Here is a 21,593-nt window from a genome sequence, read left to right as displayed (position 1 = left end):
TTGGGGGTGGCGAAGGCGATTCGCTCAACTAATCACCACAAGACTCTTTATTTCTCAGGCGATCGACCTATGGCTAACTGCTTCTCAATCTGGCAACCGATGCCGCCGCTGCTGCTTGAATCTGGGGTGGTTGAGGTCGCCTTGGGGGTGGAGTGGGCCCTGTGGGGGGTGACGGGTCTGGTGTCGTTGCCGATCGCGATGTTGGCGATCGAGTGTTTGGTGGGAGGGTTGTTGCCGGGTTTTGGCCGATCGCCCTCCACGGCGGGTTGGCGACGGCCCAGGGTGGCGGTGCTGATTCCGGCTCACAATGAGGCGGCCTCGATCGGGACAACCATCCAAGCCATTCAGCCCCAGTTGCAACCGGGCGATCGGCTTCTGGTGGTGGCGGATAACTGCACCGATGCCACGGCGGAACTGGCTCGATCGGCCGGTGCAGATGTGGCGGAGCGCTTCAACACCGAGCAGCGGGGCAAGGGCTATGCTCTCGATTTTGGGGTGCGGGTGTTGGCCCAGGAGCCGCCGGAGGTGGTGGTGATTGTGGATGCGGATTGCACCCTGGAGCCGGGCAGCCTAGATCGTTTGGGGCAATGGGCGCTGAAGCACAATCGCCCAGTACAAGGGCGCTATTTGATGGAACTGCCGCCATCGCCCAGCGCGGCGCGGCGGGTTTCAGCCTTTGCCTTTGCGGTCAAAAATTTTGCCCGATCGGAGGGATTGCGGCGGTTGGGGTTGCCCTGTCTGTTGAATGGAACGGGGATGGCATTTCCCTGGCAAGCGATCGCCCAACTGCCCCTGGCTAGCGGCAATCTGGTGGAGGATATGCAAATGGGCATTGATCTGACGGTGGCCGGCTCGCCGCCGTTGTTTTGTCCCGATGCGCCCGTGACCGGTCGGTTGCCCCAGGCCGAAAGCGCCGCCACCAGCCAACGCACCCGTTGGGAGCATGGTCATTTGCAAACGATGATTTCCGTTGTGCCGCCATTGTTGGGGCGTGCCATTCGCACCGGCAATGGCCCCCTGCTGGTGATGGGGTTGGATTTGCTAGTGCCACCCCTGTCGTTTTTGGTGATGATTTGGGTGGGTGCGGCGATCGCGGTGACCGGTGTGGGGGCCCTGGTGGGGCGTTGGCAACCCGCGATCGGGATGGGGGTGTTGGGGTTGGTCTTGTTTGGGGCGATCGGCCTGGCTTGGTGGCGAGTGGGGCGGCCGTTTCTGTCAGCCCGAATGTTGCTGATGATTCCGATCTATGTGCTGCAAAAAGTGCCGATTTATTTGGGATTCCTGAAGCGGCGACAGACGGAATGGGTACGCACGGAGCGGGACTAGAACATCATTTTCGATATTTTCGATTTTGATACTTTCGATTTCGAGATTTTCGATCACTGTCCCCATTTCCCAATCCAAATTTTCCGAGCTATGGAGTGAGTGGGCAACGATGACCGTAACCTTGGGCGTAATTGGGGCCAGCGGGTTTATTGGCCAGCGGGTCGTGGAGATGTTGGCGCAGGATCCGAACTTCACGGTGGTGGCGATCGGGCGATCGGTGCCCAAGCGCGTGCCGGAAGGGGCGATCGCCCGGATCGCTGATGCCACCAAACCGACTTCCCTGGCCCAAGCCCTGACGGGTTGTCAAGCGGCGGTCTATTGCCTGGCCGGTAGTCCCAGTTTTGTGCGCAAAAACGCGCCCGTGGTTTACCAGGCGGCCGCCGATGCTGAGGTGAAACGATTTATCTATCTCAGCAGTGCCGTGGTGCATGGCCAAGCGCCGGCCCCCGGCACTACGGAAAAAAGCCCCCTGCGGGACAACTACCCGATCGCCTACAACAACGCCAAGGTGAGGGCAGAGTGGCGCTTACAGGCCGATCGAGCACAGACCAAAACCGAATTAGTCATCATCCGCCCCGGGATTGTTTGGGGCCCAAAATCCACTTGGATCGAGGCTTTCGCCAATGCGGTCACCGATGGTGTGGCTTACCAAGCGGACTATGGGCGCGGCATTTGCAACAGTGTCTATGTGGATAACTTAGTCCATGGGATTGCGTTGGCGGCCGAAGCGGCCAAGGTCGATCGCGCAGCCTTTTTCATTGGGGATCAGGAAGTGGTGACCTGGGCTGACCTTTACCGCCCGATCGCGGCCGCCCTCGGTCAATCCTTTGATCAACTGCCTAACGTCAACATCGAAGCCTTTCGCCCCAGTGTGAAGGAAGAGTTGCGGGAAACACTGCGGGGAATGCGCCTGGTGGGGACACTGCTATCGGGTTTGCAAGCCCAACGCAAACGAGCCAGTGGCCAGCGGCCGCGTCCAGTGTTGTCGCCTTTGAATCAGGAGCTTTCGGCTCTCTACCGCTGCCAATGGCATTTACCCTTAACAGAGGCGGAAACCCGCTTGGGTTATCGTGCTCCGGTGTCCTTTGAGGAAGGCTGTCGCCGGACGATCGAGTGGTTGCAACAATCCAATCGGGAATCCCTGGGTCATCACTAGTGTTTCAACTCGTTTTTTTTAGCCTAGTAGCACGGCAAGTTTATTTTCACAGGTGAAGTCAAATGACTGTTAGCGTGAGTGGACTGTTACTGTTACCGAATCGTTAGGCAGCAAGGGGCTTAAGCCCCTTGTTATTGCAACTGACTCCGCAACATTGCCCTAACGAATTAAGCCTGTCATGCCACTAGGGTTCCCAACCCCAGCACGCTAACTCAACTATTTCCACGCCCCTTCTTTACCGTCGCCTATGGCTGGCTTAGTCATCCAAGAAACGATCGCCTCATTGATTGAAATGGCGGAACAGGGGTCGATCGACCCGTGGGATGTGCGGGCCGTGGAGGTGTTGGATCGGTACTTGGATCAACTGCAACGGGCGATCGAGCCGGTGGCAACCCAAATGGGTAAGGCGGCCTACGATGTGCATCTGTCTCGATCGGCTCAGGCCTTTGTTTCGGCGGCCCTGTTGGTGTTGATTAAGGCGAACCGGTTGACCCTGGCCGAATTTCCACCGCTGACGGAGGGCGATGATTGGGAAGAAGAAGCGGAAGCTGCCATTGAGGCGATCGCCCGTGGTCGGTTGCCCCTGCATTTGGAACAATGCCTGAAGCGGCGCGGAGTGGCTCCCCAAACCGGCCAGCGGCGCGTGTCCTTGGGCGACATGATTGAGCAATTGCAGCAGGTGGCCAGCCTGTTGGCCACCCAACCGGCCCGCCCCCGCAAAACCCGCCGCCCCAACCGCCGTCAAAAAATGCGCGCGGTGCAGCAACTGGCGCACCAAGAAAACCTAGGGGAAGTTTCGGAGGCCTTGGCGGCATTTTTGCGCCCCTTTGGCGATCGATGGCTGAGTTTTGATGAGTTGGTCGCTCAAGTCCCCCGCACTGGCCCCCAAGCAATTCCGCTGACGATCGCGCATCATGGGTCAATGGGTCAAGGTGAGCTGCTCAGTGACCAACCCACCAAGAGCGATCGGGCAGGGGCCTTTTGGGCGTTGCTGCTGCTGGCATCCCAATCGAAGGTGGAATTGGATCAAACGGAGTTTTATCAAGACCTGCGGGTGCGATCGCTGCCGGATCCTTTGCCGCCCATTCCAGACCCTTAACTCCACCTATGTCACCGCTCGATCGCCCCAGCGAACCCGACCCCATGCCCGCCGCCCGATCGCCCCGTGTGGATTGGATGCGATGGCTGGCTCCCTTCTATGGCCTGTTGTTTTGCGGCATTCTTTGGCTGGCCTACACGGGAAATCTGCCCAGTTTTTTAGGCAAAATTCCCCACTACGACATCCCTGGCCACATCATCCTTTACGCCATGGGCAGCTACCTGGGCCACCGCTTCAGCCGCTGGAAAACCATCCGCCTGGGCGGCCGCGCTTGGCCTCTGTTTCCCTTGGGCTTTGCAATTTGGACGGCGGCGGAAGAATGGTTACAAAGCCTGTCCCCTAATCGCACCTTTAGCGGGGTGGATTTGGTTTGCAGCTTTCTGGGCATTGGGCTGGGTTGGTGGTTGGCCAATCGCGATCGCCCGGTTCAACCCTGAAGATTCCTGGTTGGGTTAGCAACAATTGGTTAGCAGCAATTGATTAGCAACAATTGGTTAGCAGCAACTGATTAGCAGCAATTGATTAGCAGCAATTGATTAGCGCCGATCGCGAATGAGTCGCTCGATCGCCGCTTGCCAGTACCAATCCTCCGACTTACCCGGCATCCGCGATCGCTCAAATGCCACCAAGCGTTCAGCGGTCGATCGCTGGTTTTGCACTAACAGCAACAGTTGCGCTTCCAAGGCCCGGCTGGGGCCGCGACTTTTGGGGGGCTTGGGCTTGGGGTCTGGGCGGGGCGGCCGCTTGGCCGCCGGGCGATCGCGCCGCGATCGGGATGGGGCCGATGGGGGTGGAGTCGATCGAGAGGACGTGGATCGCGATGTGGATCGCGACGAGGTAGACGGGGAGGGCGTAGGGCGATCGGCCTGCTGAGGTTGGGTTTTGGGAATGGTCTGGCTGGGTTCCGCCTTGATTTGGTCGAGCTGTTGCCGGGTCAGGCGATATTGACCCCCATCAAATCGAAACCCCGTAGGCCGTTCTTGGGTGACTCGCACGGGCGATCGCCGGGAAACCGATCGCCGGGGACGGGGCGATCGGTGCCGCCACCAGCGACTGGCCGCCAGCCCCAACCCCAAACCCACCGCCCCGCCTCCCAGAATCAGCCAAGACTCCGGATTGGCCAGCCACTGTTGCACCAATTCCCAAGAGCGCGGATTCGCCATCATCCAGTCCGTATCCGGTTCCGGGCGAGCTGTCCAATTCAGTCGATCCAAATCCCGTTGCTCAATCACCTGATAGATATTGCGCACCGAAGATTCCGAAAATTGCCCCAACCGCAGCAATTGAGCCAGCTCCTCCGGAAACAGTTCCATCACGGGATGATCGGGATAGTGAATTTCCAGAGCCACATAGGTATGGACAGCCCGGGCATATTCAGCCCGTTGGGTAAACAGCCGCCCACAGGTCAACAACAACAGCGGTGCGCTGGGGTGTTCGGCACTGACCACGGCCCGATCGAGCAAAATGGTTAACCCTCGGCAAGCTTCCGGACTGGCCAGGCTGCCCGGACTGGTGCGATCCAAAATTCGGCGCACATTAGCCCGCACCGCACCAATCAGCGCACTGTGGGGATAAATCTTGGCAAATTGCACATAGGCTCCAAACGCCTTGTTCAATTGGCGAGCCTTTTGGGCCTGTTCAGCGGTTTGATAAAGCTGACATTCCGCTAACCGATAGCGACTTTCCACGGCCGTTGGGTCTCGATCGTCCGGAGCGGATCGATCGGCTACCTGCTGAAACCGAGGGATTGCGGCGGCACAGTTGGCTTGGTCATAGGCCGATCGCGCTGCCCTCAAAATCGGGTCACTACGCAGCCACCACTCCAGACCCAGCCCCGCAACCGCCAACACCCCCAACAGCCCAATCAGGATTTGCCCCTTGCGTTGCACGGCCACCTTCCGTTATTGAATCCTTGAGTTGTTGAATCCTGGAAATGAATTCCAGTCAAAAAGCCAGTCAAAATTGCTAGGTCAAGCGCCCGGTCGATGGCCCGGTCAACCGTCAAAAGTTTTGCTTCCAACCGGGGCCGGGCGATCGCTAGCGATAGAATGAAGTCCGAGCGCTTTGATCGGGTTTTTGATCGGGTGATGGTCTGGCTAGTTGATTTGGCCACTGGCTCAACGGTTGATTCACCCTTTCAATCATGCCAACTGGGGCCCTCTCGGGATTCTAGGCCGATCGCGCTCAAAGACCCACAGTAGGAATACTGGACGGGCCATGGGCCATGGACACTGAATCGGTCTACTGAATCGGTCTGCTGATTCAGCCGGACTCAGTTCCTCTGGGTTCATTCAACTCTGGTTCATGCACTTTCGGTTCATTAACTTCTCATCCGTCACTCACAGCAAGTTCAGCCAAGCATATGACCGTTGCCGCGCCTGCCAAGACCGAATACGAAGCCGTCATTGGTCTCGAGACCCACTGCCAACTGAGCACGGAAAGCAAAATTTTCTGTAGCAGTTCCACGGAGTTTGGAGCTGATCCCAACACCCATGTGGATCCGGTGTGCTTGGGGTTGCCGGGCACGCTGCCGGTGCTGAATCAAAAGGTGTTGGAATATGCGGTGAAGGCGGGCTTGGCGCTCAATTGTCAGATCGCCCCCTACAGCAAGTTCGATCGCAAGCAATATTTCTATCCCGACTTGCCCAAAAATTATCAAATTTCCCAATACGACCTGCCGATCGCGGAGCATGGCTGGCTGGAAATTGAAATTGTGGACAAGCAAGGAAACGCCACCCGCAAACGGATTGGCATCACCCGTTTGCACATGGAAGAAGACGCGGGCAAGTTGGTTCATGCGGGGGCCGATCGCCTGGCCGGGTCAGCCTATTCCCTGGTGGACTACAACCGAGCCGGTGTGCCGCTGGTGGAAATCGTTTCGGAGCCGGATATTCGCACGGGCCAAGAGGCGGCGGAATATGCCAAGGAACTGCGCCGTATTGTGCGCTATTTGGGCATCAGTGACGGCAACATGCAGGAGGGTTCCCTGCGCTGTGATGTGAATGTGTCGGTGCGACCGGTGGGCCAAAAGGCCTTTGGCACGAAGGTTGAAATCAAAAATATGAACTCGTTCAACGCGATTCAGCGGGCGATCGAGTACGAAATTGAGCGCCAAATTGAGGCGATCGCAACCGGCGAGCCGATCGTCCAAGAAACCCGTCTTTGGGAAGAGGGCAGCCAACGCACCATTTCCATGCGCTCTAAGGAAGGCTCCAGCGACTATCGCTATTTCCCGGAGCCGGATCTCACCCCGATCGTGGTGTCGGAAGAGCAACGGGAATCTTGGCGTGAGGAGTTACCGGAGTTGCCTGCCCAAAAGCGCCATCGCTATGAAACGGAGTTGAGGCTGTCGGCCTACGATGCCCAGGTGCTGACCGATGAGCGGGCGGTGGCGGAATATTTTGAAGCCACGGTGACCGCTGGGGGCGATGTGAAACAGGCGGCGAACTGGATCATGGGCGATATTGCCGCTTGGCTGAAGAACGAAAAACAGTCGATCGAAAACTTGGCCCTGAAACCGGCGGAGTTGGCGGAGTTGGTGGGGTTAATTGTGAATGGAACCATCAGCGGCAAAATCGCCAAGGACATTCTGCCGGAGCTGCTAACGGAAGGTGGCTCGCCCAAGGCCCTGGTCGATCGCAAGGGGTTGGTGCAAATTTCTGACCAAGGGGCGATCAAGGCCATGATCGAAGAGGTTTTGGCGGCCCATCCGGCGGAACTGGAACAATATCGCGCTGGAAAAACCAAGCTGAAGGGCTTCTTTGTGGGGCAACTGATGAAGAAGAGTGGCGGCCGCGTGGATCCGAAGCTCACGAACCAATTGTTGGAGGAGTTGCTGAATGGCTAGGCGATCGGCCGGCTGGGTTTCCAAGAATTCATCAAAATTTCAAAAAGGGGGGTGACACCCCTCGCCCTCCTGCTGTTATACTGTGCTAAGTAGATGCACCCTGATGACTGGGAGAGTCCGCAACGACTCTCCTTTTTTTTGTCAATTTTTTGCCGAATTTCTACCCAATCTTGCTCGACCAATTTCCCAAGCCATTTGGCCCAGTCAATTGCCGCCCCCATGGCTTGTTACCTGCCTGCTAGCGGCCGATCGGTGGCTGTCGTCTGCCCGAGTGAGGTTGACCCGCCGATCGTCCGTTCGAGATTGGTTGGGCCCCAGGTCAATGGGCGATCGGCCCCAAAACAGGCGACAATGGATCTAGTTATTTGCCCACCCGATCGCTACGCTTTCCATGTCTGCACCATCCGCCCCATCCGGTCAGTCCAGCCAACATCGCGAGCAATATACGGTTTTCTTGGATCCGACCTTGATCAATCGGGTGTTGGAACTGACCGATGCACCTGGAAATGCGATCGAGGATGGGTTGCGGTTGTGGTTAGCCCAACAAGCGGAACCTGCGGCCCCGGCGATCGCTAGCCGTAGCCTCCCCGCCAGCACACCACCACAATTGCCAGCTAAGTTGGCAGCCCCGATCGTGCCGGAGCGCCGCAGCAAGCCCCGCATTTTGAATTTGGCTCCGCCGGTTGCCCCCGCCCCGATCGACCCGATGAACGATCGCAACCTGCCGAAGCCCCTGACTCGTCCCAATGCGCCGACCCCGCGCCGATTGCCGCCGCGCCGTTCGGTCTCGGGCCCGATCGACCCGCGCAAGAGTAATGATGACGAAACGGGCTGGCTGGTTTAGGGCGGCCGGTTCAGAACATTCGCCCTAGTTGGTCAGAATGGTTCGGCCGCGAAAGTCGGCTGCGAGGGTTGTCGCCAGGCGATCGAGTGAGAACCGGTTTAACCCATGCCCGGTTCCAGAACCGTATCCCAAGGATCGGCCCAAAAATCTACCCAATCGGAGTCTGGCGATCCTTGAACAGGAGTGGCAGTGCTCGATCGCTCACTTGGGAAATTCACGCCGCTGGTAATGGTTTCCGTGGTGGTCATGGCCGCAGTTAACCCTGGCAATTGGTAGGAGGGTTCCGTTTCCGCCCGCAGTTCAGCCGTCGGCCGTGACTCAGAAGATGACTCAGAGGAAAGGATCGGCTCGATCGCGTCCGGGCCCGGTTGCGCGAACTGGGTCAGTCTCCGTAAATTCACCAAGTCATTATCAGCCTTCTCCGAAGTTGCAGACGGGGTCACAGAGTCGGCCAAACCGGCTGGTGGTTGGTCGTCCATGGCTTCGACCGTGGTTGCTGGTTGGGAATCCGAAGCTGACCGCCCCCCAGCGGGCACTTCCGGGGTAGCGGTTGTTGTTTTTTTGACCTGCGTCACACTGTTGCGAAACGACCAAGCGAGATAGACGGCCAACGCGTCGGCGATCGCCCGCACGTTGTCCTCTGGACGCTGGCCAGATTTGGGGGAATGCGTGCTCATCATTGCTCGATCGCCCATCATGCTTGTGATATCTCTAGTTTCACTCGGTTAGCAATCACAGATGGCGACGGCGATCGCAAACGGAGACCGATCTCAGTCATGCAGCAGCCTGTCCCCGATCGCCCAATTTCCGTGTTTTCACCACCGGTCGTAGCGATCGTCACCATCTTTTTTCCTCTTCCTACCGAAGCAGCAGACTTCCGGACTGGGGAGGGGCTGATTGTCGCCTGCGAAACTGGCCGATGATCGGTCGTCAAATCTGCCCACGCCCGCTAAGGAGCTGAGATTGGTGAAAATTCAGCGCGTTCAGGCAATTTCCTGCTCAAAACTTCCAGGATTGGGGAATGAGGGTGCGATCGCGGTGGGGGATTAGTGGTTGGGGATCGGTAGTCAGGAATTCACGGGGTGCGATGCAGGGGCGATTAACCGTTCAACCAACCGTTTAACAATGGGAAAAAGTGCCCGATCGGCCCCTGGCCTTGCCCGATCGCCAGAGCATGGCGCAATGCTTGCGTGACGTAGGTTTTGGCTGCCTGGGTTGCCGCCAAGGGGGCTTGTCCCAAGGCCAAGTTCGCCGCGATCGCCGCAGACAAACTACAGCCCGTGCCGTGGGTGTGGGGGGTGTCCACGGTTTCCGTTCGCAACACCACCGGTTCATCGCCCGCAAACCACACATCCACGCCCCGTAAATCTCCCGGCAAACCACCCCCCTTCACCACCACCGCCTGGGGCCCCAACTGCCAAATGGTTTTCGCCGCCGCGATCAAATCCGCCAAGGACTCGATCGCCCGTCCGGCCAATAATTGCGCCTCATAGCAATTGGGCGTGGCCACCGTCGCCAAGGGCAACAGCCGATCGCGCATCAGTGCCACCGCGTCATCATCAATCAACTGCGCCCCCGTGCGGGACACCATCACCGGATCCACAACCAAGGCCGGTAACGGGTCGGCCGTGAGCCGATCGACCACGGCCGCAATAATGTCTCGATTCAGCAACATGCCCGTTTTGGCCGCTGCGATGCCTAAATCGATCGCCACCGCATCAACTTGGGCCACCACCGCAGCCGGAGCCAACGGGTCAACCCTGGTGACCCCCAAGGTGTTTTGGGCCGTCACGCAGGTTAAAGCACAAGCACCGTGAACACAGTGCATGGCGAAGGTTTTTAAATCGGCTTGAATTCCCGCGCCACCGCCGCTATCGGAACCGGCAATGGTCAAGGCGATCGGGGGCTGCAATCCCTGGCTCATGGTCTAGATGATCTAGGACGATCAAGATCGGGCAAGATCGGGTGGGATCGGGGAGCCTAGGGATTCCGCCGCCGTTGCAGGAACTCGGGAATATCTAGCCCACCCAACATGCTGTTGCCCTTTTGGTCACCTGTGGGGTTTGGGAGGGGCTTGGGGGTCGATCGCGGTAAACCAGTGCTCAAGCGGCCCGCCGCCGGACTGGGGGGCAAATCTGCCGAAAAGCCCGTTGCAATGACCGTGACGCAAATTTCCCCTTGCAGTCGCTCATCAATCACCGCACCGAAGATGATGTTGGCGTTCGGGTCAACCACTTCATAGATCGCTTCAGCGGCCGCATTCACCTCATGGAGGGTTAGATCGCGACCACCCGTAATATTCAAGACCACGCCCTTGGCCCCTTCAATGCTGGCTTCGAGCAGCGGGGAGGAAATAGCCGCATTGGCCGCATCGCGGGCCCGGGATTTACCGGAACCAATACCAATGCCCATCAGCGCCGAACCGGCATCGGCCATCACCGCCCGCACATCGGCAAAGTCCACATTCACCAAACCGGGAATGGTGATGATATCAGAGATTCCCTGAACCCCTTGCCGCAACACGTCATCGGCAAACTGGAAGGCTTCTTGGACGGGGGTTTGTTCTGGAATGGCGGCCAACAGGCGATCGTTAGGGATGATGATCGTGGTGTCCACCTGGGCTTGCAGTTCCGCAATGCCTTCTTCGGCTTGGGCCATCCGCCGCCGCCCTTCAAACTTAAAGGGCCGGGTCACCACTGCCACCGTCAGCGCACCGGCTTCTTTCGCCATTTCCGCCACGATCGGGGCGGCCCCGGTTCCAGTGCCGCCGCCCATGCCGGCCGTAATGAAGACTAATTCTGTGTTTTGCACCAGGTTGGCAATTTCTTCCCGGGACTCTTCAGCGGCGCTTTTGCCAATGGTGCGGTTGCCGCCAGCCCCCAGCCCCTTGGTTAGCTTTTGACCAATTTGCAAGCGGTTTTGGGCCGCCGATTGGGTCAGGGCCTGGGCATCGGTGTTGATGGACCAAAACTCGATGCCGGAAATTTGGCTGGCAATCATGCGGTTCACAGCGTTGCCGCCGCCACCACCTACGCCAATGACCTTAATACGGGCGATGCTTCCTGGCACGATCTCGCTTCCTTTGGCAGTTTCACCGGGCTGCATCCCGCCATCTCCATTATTCTTAAAGCCGCTACCGATATTGCTGAGGGGCAGGCCAGCACTTCCATAGGCTCCGCTGGCTCCACGGGGGTACTCGGCGGATTCGTAGGCGGTTGGGTTGTCTTGGGCAGGCCCCAGGCGGTCATTAAGCGTCATGGGATTGGCAAGCTAAAAGGGTCGAAGGTTAGATTGTCCAACCGACAGAATTTACAGAATTTGTAGACAACTATAGGGTAAGTTGCTGAAAGTTGCTGGAAAAAAGTTATCTCAGCAATCTGGCGGCTGTTGGATCAAGGGGGCCGGGGCGTAAACGAGTGTGGGGAAGTGGCTGAGGCGGAAATCCGATCAACGGGTGGAATGCTCGGGTAATGTGCTCGGGCAATGTGCTCAGGCAATGTGCTCAGGCAACAACAGTGTTACTAGGGTGGTTTTAGCTGTTGTTGTGCTCCCTTGTCCAGAGTGGTGGATCGCATTTGGATGGCGGGTCGCTCCAAATCCCGAAAATCAATGTGATCAATTTGCCTGGGATCAAGTTGTTGCGGGAGCGATCGCATCCGCGCCAGGAGGGCCATTTGCTGGGCCCAGCGATCGCGCCCATAGGTTCCCAATTCCACGGGCCCCAATTCCGTTTGCAAACGGATCGATCGGGGGTTGCGCCAATCCACCACCTGCACGGCTACAGGCGACAAACTCAACCAACGGTAGATAAAAGCCCATTCCCGTTGAATCGTGCCATAGTCCCCGATTGCCTTGAGCACGGGCAATTGGGGAACAGGGCGCATAGCTTGGTAGCGCTCTAGCTCAATCCAAGTGCCCTGGCTGTCCATCAGACCGATTTGGGCGCGTGGGTTGCCGCCAGCCCGTTGCACCGGAACCGTGGACTCAATCACAGCCACCGGAAACAGCTCCGTGACCTGCACCACCAACTTGGGCGGCAACAGTTGGCGAGTGACTTCCGCATGGGCCACAGGGCCCCTGGCTCGCAGGCTGGCGGCAATCACTTGGGGCTGGAGTTTCCACAAAGATTGGGGATAGCTGATGCCCAGGAGCGATCGCACGTGATCATCGCTCAGCATCCGATTGCCCAGCACGTCCACCTGTTCGGGCCCCCGAATCACCCAAGGGGCAGACGTAACCAAGCTGGCCGTCGCGATCGCCACCAACCCCACCGCCACCAAGCGCCAACTTCGCCGCGCAATTTTCCAGTGGCGACGACGGCGAAGGTGCGATCGCCGCAGATCCAAGTGGCGACGAGACAAGGGAACAAGCGGATCCAGATCTGGATCCGGCCCGTCATCTGGCCCGTTAAACATCTGGCCCATTTAACTGATCTGTTTTATGTAATAGCGTCTGGAATAGTGTCCTGAATAATGGCTTCCTGCAAGGGATGGCTGATTTCTCCTGAGCTTCAGTGGCCAAGACCCCCAACCCCAATTCAAAATGGGGCCCTTTAGAATAGTTGCCGCTGCTCGCCATGCCCACCGCAGCAGCAATCCAGGACAAACTGCACAACTTCAATCAATTTCAAGATTTCAGGACAAGATTTCAGGAATAGATTTCAGGGTGAATGCCGGTGTCCCTGTACTTTGATCGCTAGGTTGGTCATGATGGTTGCATCGTAGCCCTAGTCCAAGTCGATTGTTGCTGTTTTCTTTGGCCGATATTTCTCAGTACCATGGCAATTGACGATATATCCCGCTTCTTTAAGGCCTGTAATCCTTCCTATACGCTCGATCTCGCCAAGCCGGAAGATCGAAAATACTATATTGATTTCTCGAATGTGCGCGGTGGCAATATCATCGGTGAGTTGAAGCGGACGATCGTCCGAATTTCTCCCGATGTGCCCACTTGTCAGCTTTTTACGGGACACATTGGCTGTGGAAAATCCACGGAACTCTTGCGGTTGAAAGCTGAACTGGAGCAAGAGAATTTCCATGTGGTCTATTTCGAGTCTACCCAAGACTTAGACATGGCCGATGTGGATATTAGTGATATTTTGTTGGCCATTACTCGCCAGGTCAGCGAAAACTTAGATGCCGTCGGCATTAAGTTGAAACCCAGCTATTTTGCCAATTTGTTCCAAGAGGTTTCAGATTTTCTGCAAACCCCGATCGAACTGGGTGCTCAGGCGGAGGTTTCCCTAGGAATTGCCAAAATTACCGCCAAAACCCAGGACAATCCCAAACTGCGCAGCCAATTGCGGCAATACCTGGAACCGCGAACGGAGGGAATTCTGCGGGCCATTAACGAGGAAATTATTCAGCGGGCCACCCAAGAATTGCTGCGGCGCGGCAAGAAGGGATTGGTGGTGATTGTGGATAACCTCGATCGGGTGGATAGCCGCACCTTACCCTCGATCGGGCGGCGGCAACCGGAATATTTATTTATTGATCGCGGTGCTCAGCTCCGGCGAATTAATTGCCATTTGGTCTACACCGTTCCCCTTTCGTTAATGTTTGCTGACGAATACGAAGCGATGAAAAACCGCTTAGGCGGCGGTTTGGCTCCCAAAGTATTGTCAATGATTCCGGTGCGGACTCGGAATGGGGAACCCTTTGAACCAGGCATGGAAGCCTTGCGATCGGCTGTTTTGGCGAGGGCTTTCCCAAACCTTTCTCCCACCGAAGCACTCAGCCATGTCAGCGAAGTTTTTGAAGACTTGGAAACCCTAAATCGTCTTTGTCGGGTCAGTGGTGGTCACCCCCGAAGCCTGTTAGGATTACTCTATCGCTGCCTACAGCAGGAAGACCCTCCCTTTGCTCGGGCGAACTTGGAGCGCGCCATTCGCGACAGTCGGGACGATCTCACCCTGTCGATCGATGACATTGAGCGAGAGCGCCTTTTCCAGGTTGTCCGCGAACAAAGTGTGCGTGGCGAGGACAGCTACCAAATGCTGCTGCGGACTCAAATTGTTTACGAGTACCGCGATGCCCAGGGACGGTGGTTTGGCATCAACCCTTCCCTCGAAGAAACCGATTGGTTTCAAGCTTGGCAGCAACAAAACCGCTAACTCCCAGATGATCGCCGCCTGGGCCTAACCCATCCACCCAGGCGCAATACGTAGCAGTCACGCGACTGTTCCCAAAGAGGAGCGTTAAGCCATGGGCCCCAAAGTTCCAGGCGGTCTCGCCAACGCCAATGAGCGATCTGTTGCCATTTTGGCCAGAACTCTGTTGCACCAGCAGGGAGAATTTGCCCTGATTCTGGCGCACTGCAACGATCCAACGGTTCAGCGTTGTGCCACTAATCGCTTACGCGAGATGCTGTCCTTGGAGGTCGGGTGCTTGCAGTTGCCCACCTCCGCCCGATCGCTCTTGTCACCCATCCAGAATCTCTGTCGCCAACACCCACCTCAAGCCCTGGTGGTTACCGGGCTGGAAACCCTAGAAGAACTGGATGATCTGTTGGTGGCCACCAATCGGGCCTTCAACGCCTTCACTCATCAGTTTCGATTTCCCATCATTTTGTGGGTCAACGATCGGGTAGTGCGCCACCTAGCCCGCTACGCCCCCGATCTCAAAAACCGCACGCCCACCAGCATTCGCTTCTTTGAGCAGCAGCCTCAGCCTCTCGCCTCAGTGTTGAGCAATTAGCGCTTCCCTGCTCCAACAAGTTGGATTTTTTTTCGGAATTTTCCTGTAATTTCCTAGATTTTCCCGATTTTACGCAAAATTTGTAGAGCTATACTGCTGGGTAATCTCCTTGGTACCCCATGACATTGGATCAGTGCCTTGTCAGTGCTGAGTGCTGGGAAAGTTTCTGCGCAGCACTTTTCTGCTATTCCCGAGATTTTCCTGATTTTACGCAAAATTTATAGAGCCGCATTGCTGAGTGATCGTTGAGTGATCTCTTAAGTGCCCTGAGACACTAAATCAATATCCTGGCAGTGCCGAGTGCTTGAGGATTTGTCGTGCGTCTTGAATGGATTGAGCCGATCTCCTGGTATCACTTATGACCACTGCCACTCGAGTATCCGAACAGTCAATACCCAATATTCCGGGCTACACAATCACCGAGCAGCTCTACAGAGGATCGCGAACGGCTGTCTATCGAGCTGTCCAGGATGGTGATCAGCGATCGGTGGTGCTGAAAATTTTGCTGTCGGACTATCCTACCTTTGGCGAACTGGTGCAATTTCGGAATCAATACGCGATCGCCAAAAACCTCAATTTACCTGGCATCATTCACCCCCTGACTCTTCAGCCCTTCGGTAATGGCTATGTGATGGTGATGGAAGATTGGGGAGGGGTATCCCTTAATCAATACCTACAGCAGCACCAGCTTAATTGGGTCGAAGTGCTCAAGATTGCCCTGCAACTGACCACCATTCTGCACGATTTGCATCAGCAACGCGTTATTCATAAAGATATTAAACCCGCCAATATTCTGATTGATTCCGCATCGAAAGAAGTAAAGTTAATTGACTTTAGTATTGCTTCTTTGTTGCCCAAGGAAACTCAAGAAATTCAAAATCCCAACATTCTAGAGGGAACTTTAGCCTACCTGGCTCCCGAACAAACTGGGCGCATGAATCGTGGCATTGACTATCGAGCGGATTACTACGCCTTGGGCGTGACGCTCTATCAACTATTGACAGGTCAATTGCCTTTTGAGTCTGGCGATCCCTTGGAGTTGTTGCATTGCCATATCGCTAAAGCAACACAGCCCGTGGATCAGGTAAACCCGTCAGTGCCTGAGATGGTGGGGGCGATCGTGGCAAAACTGATGGCTAAAAACGCTGAGGATCGATATCAAAGTGCTTTGGGTTTACAACATGATTTGCAGCAATGTTTAAACCAATGGGAAGCAACAGGAACCATTGCATCATTTGAACTGGGACAACGGGATTTGAGCGATCGATTCTTAATCCCTGAAAAGCTCTATGGTCGTGAGAGTGAAGTACAAATTTTGCTCAAGTCTTTTGAGCGAGTTTCCCAAGGTGCATCAGAACTGATGCTGGTGGCGGGATTTTCGGGAATTGGGAAAACTGCCGTCGTCAATGAAGTTCATAAACCCATCACTCAGCAAAAAGGGTACTTCATCAAAGGAAAGTTTGATCAATTTAATCGCAACATTCCCCTGTCAGCATTCGTGCAAGCTTTGCGGGATCTGATGGGGCAACTGCTCTCAGAGTCTGACAGTCAATTAGCCGAATGGAAAGCTCAAATCCTCAAAGCTGTTGGTGAAAATGGCCAGGTCTTGATTGAGGTGATTCCGGAGCTAGAGGAGGTCATTGGTCAGCAGCCCATAGCTCCGGAACTGTCAGGAACCGCAGCCCAGAATCGATTTAATTTACTGTTTCAGAAATTTATTCAAGTTTTCACGACTGCCAATCATCCCTTAGTGATCTTCCTGGATGACTTGCAGTGGTCTGATTCCGCTTCGTTGCAATTGCTGAAAGTGCTCATGGAAAGCAGTGGCTATCTGCTGATGTTGGGTGCTTATCGAGATAATGAAGTTTCGCCGGTTCATCCCCTGATCCTGACGATCGGGGAATTGGAAAAAGCGAACTTAACCGTTAATACAATCACTTTGTTGCCACTGAGCCTAGAGTATACCAATTGCTTGGTGGCGGATACATTGAGATGCAGCCAAGAGCTATCACAGCCACTGACTCAACTGGTCGATCGTAAAACCCAAGGAAATCCTTTCTTTACGACCCAATTTCTGAAAGCGCTTCACGAAGATGGGTACATCGTCTTTGACCGTGATCAAGGCTATTGGCAATGTGATATTGCCCAGGTCAATGCACTGGCGCTGACGGATGATGTGGTGGAGTTTATGGCGTTGCAGTTGCAGAAACTGCCGACAGCGACGCAAGAGGTTTTGAAATTAGCGGCTTGTATTGGCGCACAGTTTGATTTGCAGACCCTGGCGATCGTGGCAGAGCAATCCCAAACGGAAGCAGCCACTTGCTTGTGGAGAGCATTGCAGGAAGGACTAATCATTCCGATCACTCAGGTTTACAAGTTTTTTCAGTCTGAAGAAATTGAGCAGATTGAAGCTCAAAATCATGCCAATCCAGCCTATCGATTCCTGCACGATCGAGTGCAGCAAGCGGCTTATTCTTTGATTCCGCAGGTACGAAAGCAAGCCACTCATCTTAAAGTTGGACAGCTCCTGCTGAATAGTACGCCACAAGAAAAATTAGAAGTCGCAGTTTTTGATATTGTCAATCATTTGAACATAGGAATTGACACTGATCCATACTCTGTATCGGTGATTCAGTTAGCAGAATTAGCACTTTTAGCGGGCATGAAAGCCAAGATTTCGGTCGCTTATCAAGCTTCCATTGAATACTTTAATATTGGACTTCAGCGATTATCTCAAGAAATCTGGGACTCCCACTATCATCTCATGCTAAATCTCTATCGAGAAAAAGCAGAATGTAGCTACCTTGTTGGTGAATTTAGTACTTCAGAAACGTTACTAAACTACATTTTAGAGTGGATTACAGATCCTCTAGATACAGCTCAAATTTATAGCATTCTTATGACGCAGCGAATGACCTTGGGAACAAATATGCTATCTAGCGTTGAAGCAGGGATTAAAGGTTTAGCTGTCTTAGAAATGGTATTGCCAACTGATGAAAATGAATTGAAATCTTTAGTAGAGGTAGAGCGGCAACAAGTTCAAACTAATATTTCTCAAGTGTCAGTTCAAGGTCTGCTAAATTTACCTGAAATGACCGAACCAGTTCAGCAGAGTTGCATGAAGCTTCTAGCAATTCTGTATTCAGCTTCTTATTTGGCAGGTAATCAACTGCTGAATTTGCTAACAACTTTGCGCATGGTGAACCTATCCCTCAGGTATGGACGAGCAGAAAGTTCTAGCTTTGCTTATTGCTGTTACGGCATGATGTTGGCATTTGAAGGAAATTATCAAAGCGCTTATGAATTTGGCAAGGTCGCTTTAGATATTGACCGCATGTTTAAAAATACTCAATTTATGGCCAAAAACAATAATCATTTTGCTCATATTATCAACCCTTTTTCGCGACCTTTAGCAGAGAATATACCACTCTATAAGCAATCGGCTGAGCTGTGTGCAGAATCGGGCGATTTAGTTTTTGGGGCATGGGCAATTATTTTCTTGATTTGGTCTCATCTTTTGAAAGGAACTCCTCTGCTTTCTGTACAAGAAGAAATTCAAAAATATTTCGGCTATGTTGAAAAAACAAATGATCAAAATATGCTGGGTGTTTTTCAACTTCAAAGACAGTTTGTACGAGAACTAATAGACGATATAATTGAGGACAAGACCCTAACAGCACCTGGCTACTTTGAGCATCCATTTTTTCAGTTATGGCAACAAAGTCACTTTAACGTTGCTATTAGTTGGTATGGTTTTTTGGTTTTACAGCGGGCTTACTTTAAAGGTGATTATGCTCAAGTTTTAGCAATATCAGAAACTTTGCAAGATACATTGCCTGCAAACATGGGATTTTTTCCCATCATCGTCTACCATACTTATTATCCCTTGAGTTTGGCAGCCATTTATGTTGATGTGAACGAAGAAACTCAATTAGCTTACTATCAACAAATTCAAGAACATCAGAAATTATTAGAAAAATGGGCTGAGGCTTGTCCTAATAACTTTTTGCACAAATACTATTTAGTTACGGCAGAGCTTGTTCGCTTGAGTGGAGACCGCAGTTCAGCAGTTGATCTATATGATCGCGCCATCCTACTGGCTCAAAAAAACGAGTTCATTCAAGAAGAGGCTCTCGCCAATGAACTTACTGCTAAGTTTTACCTTGATTGGGGAAAGGAGAAGATTGCTGAAAGTTATATGCAAGAAGCTTACTATCACTATGCTCACTGGGGAGCCAAAGCTAAAGTAAATGACTTAGAGGAACGCTACCCCCAGTTGTTGCAGCCCATTTTGCAAGCTGCAAATCAACGCCTGACTGTTTTAGAAACACTATCGAGTCTTAGTGCTCCTACTTATTCAATTCATTCTACGCCTCACACCTATTCTACCAACAATATCAATCAGACTCTAGATTTAGCTGCATTGCTACAAATTTCCCAGACTTTCGCCAGCACGATCGCTCTGGATGAACTGCTCAAAAAGCTGACCCAAGCCATGCTTGAAAACTCTGGAGCAGATGGATGTGCCTTAATGCTCTGCGAGGACGATCGATGGCAAGTTCGGGTGATGGCAAATGCAAAACAAGTAGCACTGCAAGCTGTGCCGCTAGAAGATAACTCTACGGTTCCTACCAAACTGATTCATTACGTAAAAAATACTTCAATGACAGTGGTGGTTGATAATCTCAAGACTGAGCTTCCCGTAATTGGCGATTACCTCGTTCAACATCAACCTAAGAGCGTATTGTGCTTGCCGATTTTTAATCAAGGAAATTTAAGCGCTATTTTGTATTTGGAAAATCGATCAACCAGCGGTGTATTCACGAGCGATCGCATTGCAGTGCTCAATTTTCTTTGTACTCAAGCGGCAGTTTCTCTGGAAAATGCGCGACTCTATCAACAATCTCAAGAATATAGTCAGCAGCTAGAGCAGTCTCTCTATGAGTTGGACAATACCCAATCCCGTTTTCATAATCTAGTGGATAACGTTCCGGGGGTGGTGTATCAGTTCCTCATGAAAACTGATGGCTCAGTATCAATGCCCTATATCAGCAACGCTTGTTATGACCTGTACGAAGTTACGGCCGAACAAGCGATCGCCGACGTACGCATTCTCATGAATATGACACATCCAGAGGACGTTGAACTGTATCGTCAAACGATTGCTGATTCAGCTCAAGCCTTGACACCTTGGCGGTGGGAGGGAAGAATTATTACCCCATCTGGGAAAGTTAAGTGGATTCATGGAGAATCACGCATTAAAAAACTGGCAGATGAAACGTTGGTTTGGGATGGACTTTTGTTGGACATCAGTGAGCAAAAAGCTGCATCACAGGAGCGCGAAGCGGCAGAGGCTTCGTTGAGGGATTTTCAAGAGAGGCTGACATTTCTGATTCAGCAAACACCTGTTGGCATTATCGAATGGAATGACCAATTTAAGGTGGCGAGCTGGAATCCATCCGCTGAAAGAATATTTGGTTATCTTGCAGAAGAAATGCTGGATCATCACGCAACTCAGATTGTTCCAGAATCGGATAGACCCCTTGTAGCTGAAGTTATGACAGCATTGCTGGAACAAAGGGGGGGATTCCATAGTTTAAATCAGAATATTCGGAAGGATGGAACGATCATCACTTGTGAATGGATCAATACGCCTCTGGTAGATAATGAAGGAAAGGCTATTGGCATCTTTTCAATGATTCAAGATGTTAGCGATCGAATTTTGGCTGAAGCTGTAATTCAGCAAAAGTCGGAAGATCTAGAACGTACATTGCAGGAACTAAAAAATGCTCAGTTGCAAATGGTGCAGAGCGAGAAGATGGCTTCTTTGGGGAACCTAGTGGCGGGTGTTGCTCACGAGATTAATAACCCGATCGGCTTCCTGAATGGCAGCATCAATAATGGCAAAGAGCATGTGCAGGACTTGCTGGAACATCTAGCCCTATATCAGCAGCATTATCCCAGTCCCACTTCTCCAATTCAAGATCACGCTGAAGATATCGATTTGGAATATGTTTGCGAAGATTTGCCTCAGCTCCTGAATTCAATGCAAGGGGCAACCGATCGCATCAAATCGATTAGTACCAGTTTGCGGACTTTCTCCCGTGCGGATACGGAGTATAAAGTCAGCGCTAATCTGCATGAAGGGATTGATAGCACGCTGCTGATTCTGAAATATCGGCTCAAGGCAAATGCTAATCGGCCGGCGATCGAGGTGATTACCAACTATGGCGAAATACCATCGATCGATTGCTTCCCAGGACAGCTCAACCAGGTGTTTATGAATATTCTGGCTAATGCGATCGATATGTTTGATGAGTTGGCCCAGGGTCGATCGTTCAAGGAATTAGAGGCACATCCTCAACAGATCACCATCAGCACGACTCTGGTTGATGATCAGGTACAAATTACGATTCGGGATAATGGCAAGGGGATGAATGCAGAAGTGCAATCCAGGATCTTTGACCACTTGTTCACCACAAAATCCGTAGGTAAAGGTACAGGGTTGGGTCTCGCAATTGCCCAACAAATTGTAGTGGATAAACACAGCGGCAGTCTGACCGTTGAGTCGGAACCGGGACAAGGCGCTGAATTCCGGATTCAATTGCCAGTTAAGTCATAGACTT

15 protein-coding genes are annotated in these 21,593 nt (G+C 53.2%); 10 read left to right on the top strand and 5 right to left on the bottom strand.

Features of this window, described 5'->3' with window-relative positions; all coding sequences use genetic code 11:
- Positions 1 to 69: 69 nt before the first annotated feature.
- The 4 genes from H6G53_RS05205 to H6G53_RS05190 all read left to right on the top strand — a co-directional run bounded on the left by H6G53_RS05205 (position 70) and on the right by H6G53_RS05190 (position 4,018).
- The gene (locus H6G53_RS05205) at positions 70 to 1,326 is read left to right on the top strand and encodes a glycosyltransferase family 2 protein (RefSeq protein WP_242030741.1); all 1,257 of its coding nucleotides are present in this window, start codon (positions 70 to 72) and stop codon (positions 1,324 to 1,326) included.
- A gap of 109 nt (positions 1,327 to 1,435) precedes the next feature.
- The gene (locus tag H6G53_RS05200; protein WP_099533540.1) at positions 1,436 to 2,482 is read left to right on the top strand and encodes an NAD(P)-dependent oxidoreductase; all 1,047 of its coding nucleotides are present in this window, start codon (positions 1,436 to 1,438) and stop codon (positions 2,480 to 2,482) included.
- A gap of 247 nt (positions 2,483 to 2,729) precedes the next feature.
- Entirely contained in the window at positions 2,730 to 3,581 is an 852-nt protein-coding gene (locus H6G53_RS05195) for a segregation/condensation protein A (protein WP_190531260.1), read from the top strand.
- 8 nt (positions 3,582 to 3,589) lie between these two features.
- Positions 3,590 to 4,018: a hypothetical protein gene (locus tag H6G53_RS05190; RefSeq protein WP_242030740.1), complete on the top strand. Its 429-nt coding sequence runs from the start codon at positions 3,590 to 3,592 to the stop codon at positions 4,016 to 4,018.
- Positions 4,019 to 4,117: 99 nt separating this feature from the next.
- Here H6G53_RS05190 and H6G53_RS05185 read toward each other — a convergent pair whose 3' ends face one another.
- Positions 4,118 to 5,476, bottom strand: coding sequence for a tol-pal system YbgF family protein (locus tag H6G53_RS05185; protein ID WP_190531258.1), 1,359 nt, complete (start codon positions 5,474 to 5,476; stop codon positions 4,118 to 4,120).
- Between the two features lie 467 nt (positions 5,477 to 5,943).
- Here H6G53_RS05185 and gatB point away from each other — a divergent pair, with 467 nt between their 5' ends.
- On the top strand, positions 5,944 to 7,428 hold the full coding sequence (gene gatB, locus H6G53_RS05180) for an Asp-tRNA(Asn)/Glu-tRNA(Gln) amidotransferase subunit GatB (protein ID WP_190531256.1): 1,485 nt from the start codon (positions 5,944 to 5,946) through the stop codon (positions 7,426 to 7,428).
- Between the two features lie 391 nt (positions 7,429 to 7,819).
- Complete coding sequence (locus H6G53_RS05175) at positions 7,820 to 8,272, top strand: hypothetical protein (protein ID WP_143473035.1); 453 nt, start codon at positions 7,820 to 7,822, stop codon at positions 8,270 to 8,272.
- A gap of 98 nt (positions 8,273 to 8,370) precedes the next feature.
- On the opposite strand, the gene H6G53_RS05170 is transcribed toward H6G53_RS05175, so the two are convergent.
- Positions 8,371 to 8,949 carry a hypothetical protein gene (locus H6G53_RS05170; protein WP_190531254.1) on the bottom strand — a complete coding sequence of 193 codons (579 nt, stop codon included), beginning with the start codon at positions 8,947 to 8,949 and terminating at the stop codon, positions 8,371 to 8,373.
- A gap of 99 nt (positions 8,950 to 9,048) precedes the next feature.
- On the opposite strand from H6G53_RS05170, the gene H6G53_RS05165 reads away from it, so the two are divergent.
- Positions 9,049 to 9,195, top strand: a complete 147-nt coding sequence (locus H6G53_RS05165; protein ID WP_190355185.1) for a hypothetical protein — start codon at positions 9,049 to 9,051, stop codon at positions 9,193 to 9,195.
- Positions 9,196 to 9,371: 176 nt separating this feature from the next.
- Here H6G53_RS05165 and thiD read toward each other — a convergent pair whose 3' ends face one another.
- The 3 genes from thiD to H6G53_RS05150 form a co-directional block, all read right to left on the bottom strand.
- Positions 9,372 to 10,196: a bifunctional hydroxymethylpyrimidine kinase/phosphomethylpyrimidine kinase gene (thiD, locus tag H6G53_RS05160; RefSeq protein WP_190531252.1), complete on the bottom strand. Its 825-nt coding sequence runs from the start codon at positions 10,194 to 10,196 to the stop codon at positions 9,372 to 9,374.
- Positions 10,197 to 10,252: 56 nt separating this feature from the next.
- Positions 10,253 to 11,530 (bottom strand): cell division protein FtsZ, encoded by a 1,278-nt coding sequence (gene ftsZ, locus H6G53_RS05155; RefSeq protein WP_190531250.1) that lies wholly within the window; start codon positions 11,528 to 11,530, stop codon positions 10,253 to 10,255.
- A gap of 263 nt (positions 11,531 to 11,793) precedes the next feature.
- On the bottom strand, positions 11,794 to 12,633 hold the full coding sequence (locus H6G53_RS05150) for a cell division protein FtsQ/DivIB (protein WP_158234453.1): 840 nt from the start codon (positions 12,631 to 12,633) through the stop codon (positions 11,794 to 11,796).
- A gap of 416 nt (positions 12,634 to 13,049) precedes the next feature.
- Between H6G53_RS05150 and H6G53_RS05145 the strand changes: the two genes are divergently transcribed.
- From H6G53_RS05145 to H6G53_RS05135, 3 genes are all read left to right on the top strand, one after another.
- A complete protein-coding gene (locus H6G53_RS05145) occupies positions 13,050 to 14,384 on the top strand; it encodes a P-loop NTPase fold protein (RefSeq protein WP_099533550.1) in 1,335 nt (444 codons plus the stop codon).
- Positions 14,385 to 14,475: 91 nt separating this feature from the next.
- Positions 14,476 to 14,967 (top strand): hypothetical protein, encoded by a 492-nt coding sequence (locus H6G53_RS05140; protein ID WP_190355182.1) that lies wholly within the window; start codon positions 14,476 to 14,478, stop codon positions 14,965 to 14,967.
- 358 nt (positions 14,968 to 15,325) lie between these two features.
- Entirely contained in the window at positions 15,326 to 21,589 is a 6,264-nt protein-coding gene (locus H6G53_RS05135) for an AAA family ATPase (protein WP_190531248.1), read from the top strand.
- Positions 21,590 to 21,593: the final 4 nt, after the last annotated feature.

Origin of the sequence: Limnothrix sp. FACHB-406 (assembly GCF_014698235.1) — a bacterium.
Lineage (GTDB): Bacteria > Cyanobacteriota > Cyanobacteriia > CACIAM-69d > CACIAM-69d > CACIAM-69d.
This window is presented reverse-complemented; position numbering and strand designations above follow the sequence as displayed.

Bases quoted from the DNA above. Each gene is read 5' to 3' on its own strand.
- gatB (WP_190531256.1), top strand. From the start codon at position 5,944: ATGACCGTTGCCGCGCCTGCCAAGACCGAATACGAAGCCGTCATTGGT.
- H6G53_RS05135 (WP_190531248.1), top strand. From the start codon at position 15,326: ATGACCACTGCCACTCGAGTATCCGAACAGTCAATACCCAATATTCCG.
- H6G53_RS05195 (WP_190531260.1), top strand. From the start codon at position 2,730: ATGGCTGGCTTAGTCATCCAAGAAACGATCGCCTCATTGATTGAAATG.
- H6G53_RS05190 (WP_242030740.1), top strand. From the start codon at position 3,590: ATGTCACCGCTCGATCGCCCCAGCGAACCCGACCCCATGCCCGCCGCC.
- H6G53_RS05145 (WP_099533550.1), top strand. From the start codon at position 13,050: ATGGCAATTGACGATATATCCCGCTTCTTTAAGGCCTGTAATCCTTCC.
- thiD (WP_190531252.1), bottom strand. From the start codon at position 10,196: ATGAGCCAGGGATTGCAGCCCCCGATCGCCTTGACCATTGCCGGTTCC.
- H6G53_RS05175 (WP_143473035.1), top strand. From the start codon at position 7,820: ATGTCTGCACCATCCGCCCCATCCGGTCAGTCCAGCCAACATCGCGAG.
- ftsZ (WP_190531250.1), bottom strand. From the start codon at position 11,530: ATGACGCTTAATGACCGCCTGGGGCCTGCCCAAGACAACCCAACCGCC.
- H6G53_RS05205 (WP_242030741.1), top strand. From the start codon at position 70: ATGGCTAACTGCTTCTCAATCTGGCAACCGATGCCGCCGCTGCTGCTT.
- H6G53_RS05140 (WP_190355182.1), top strand. From the start codon at position 14,476: ATGGGCCCCAAAGTTCCAGGCGGTCTCGCCAACGCCAATGAGCGATCT.
- H6G53_RS05200 (WP_099533540.1), top strand. From the start codon at position 1,436: ATGACCGTAACCTTGGGCGTAATTGGGGCCAGCGGGTTTATTGGCCAG.
- H6G53_RS05170 (WP_190531254.1), bottom strand. From the start codon at position 8,949: ATGAGCACGCATTCCCCCAAATCTGGCCAGCGTCCAGAGGACAACGTG.
- H6G53_RS05165 (WP_190355185.1), top strand. From the start codon at position 9,049: ATGCAGCAGCCTGTCCCCGATCGCCCAATTTCCGTGTTTTCACCACCG.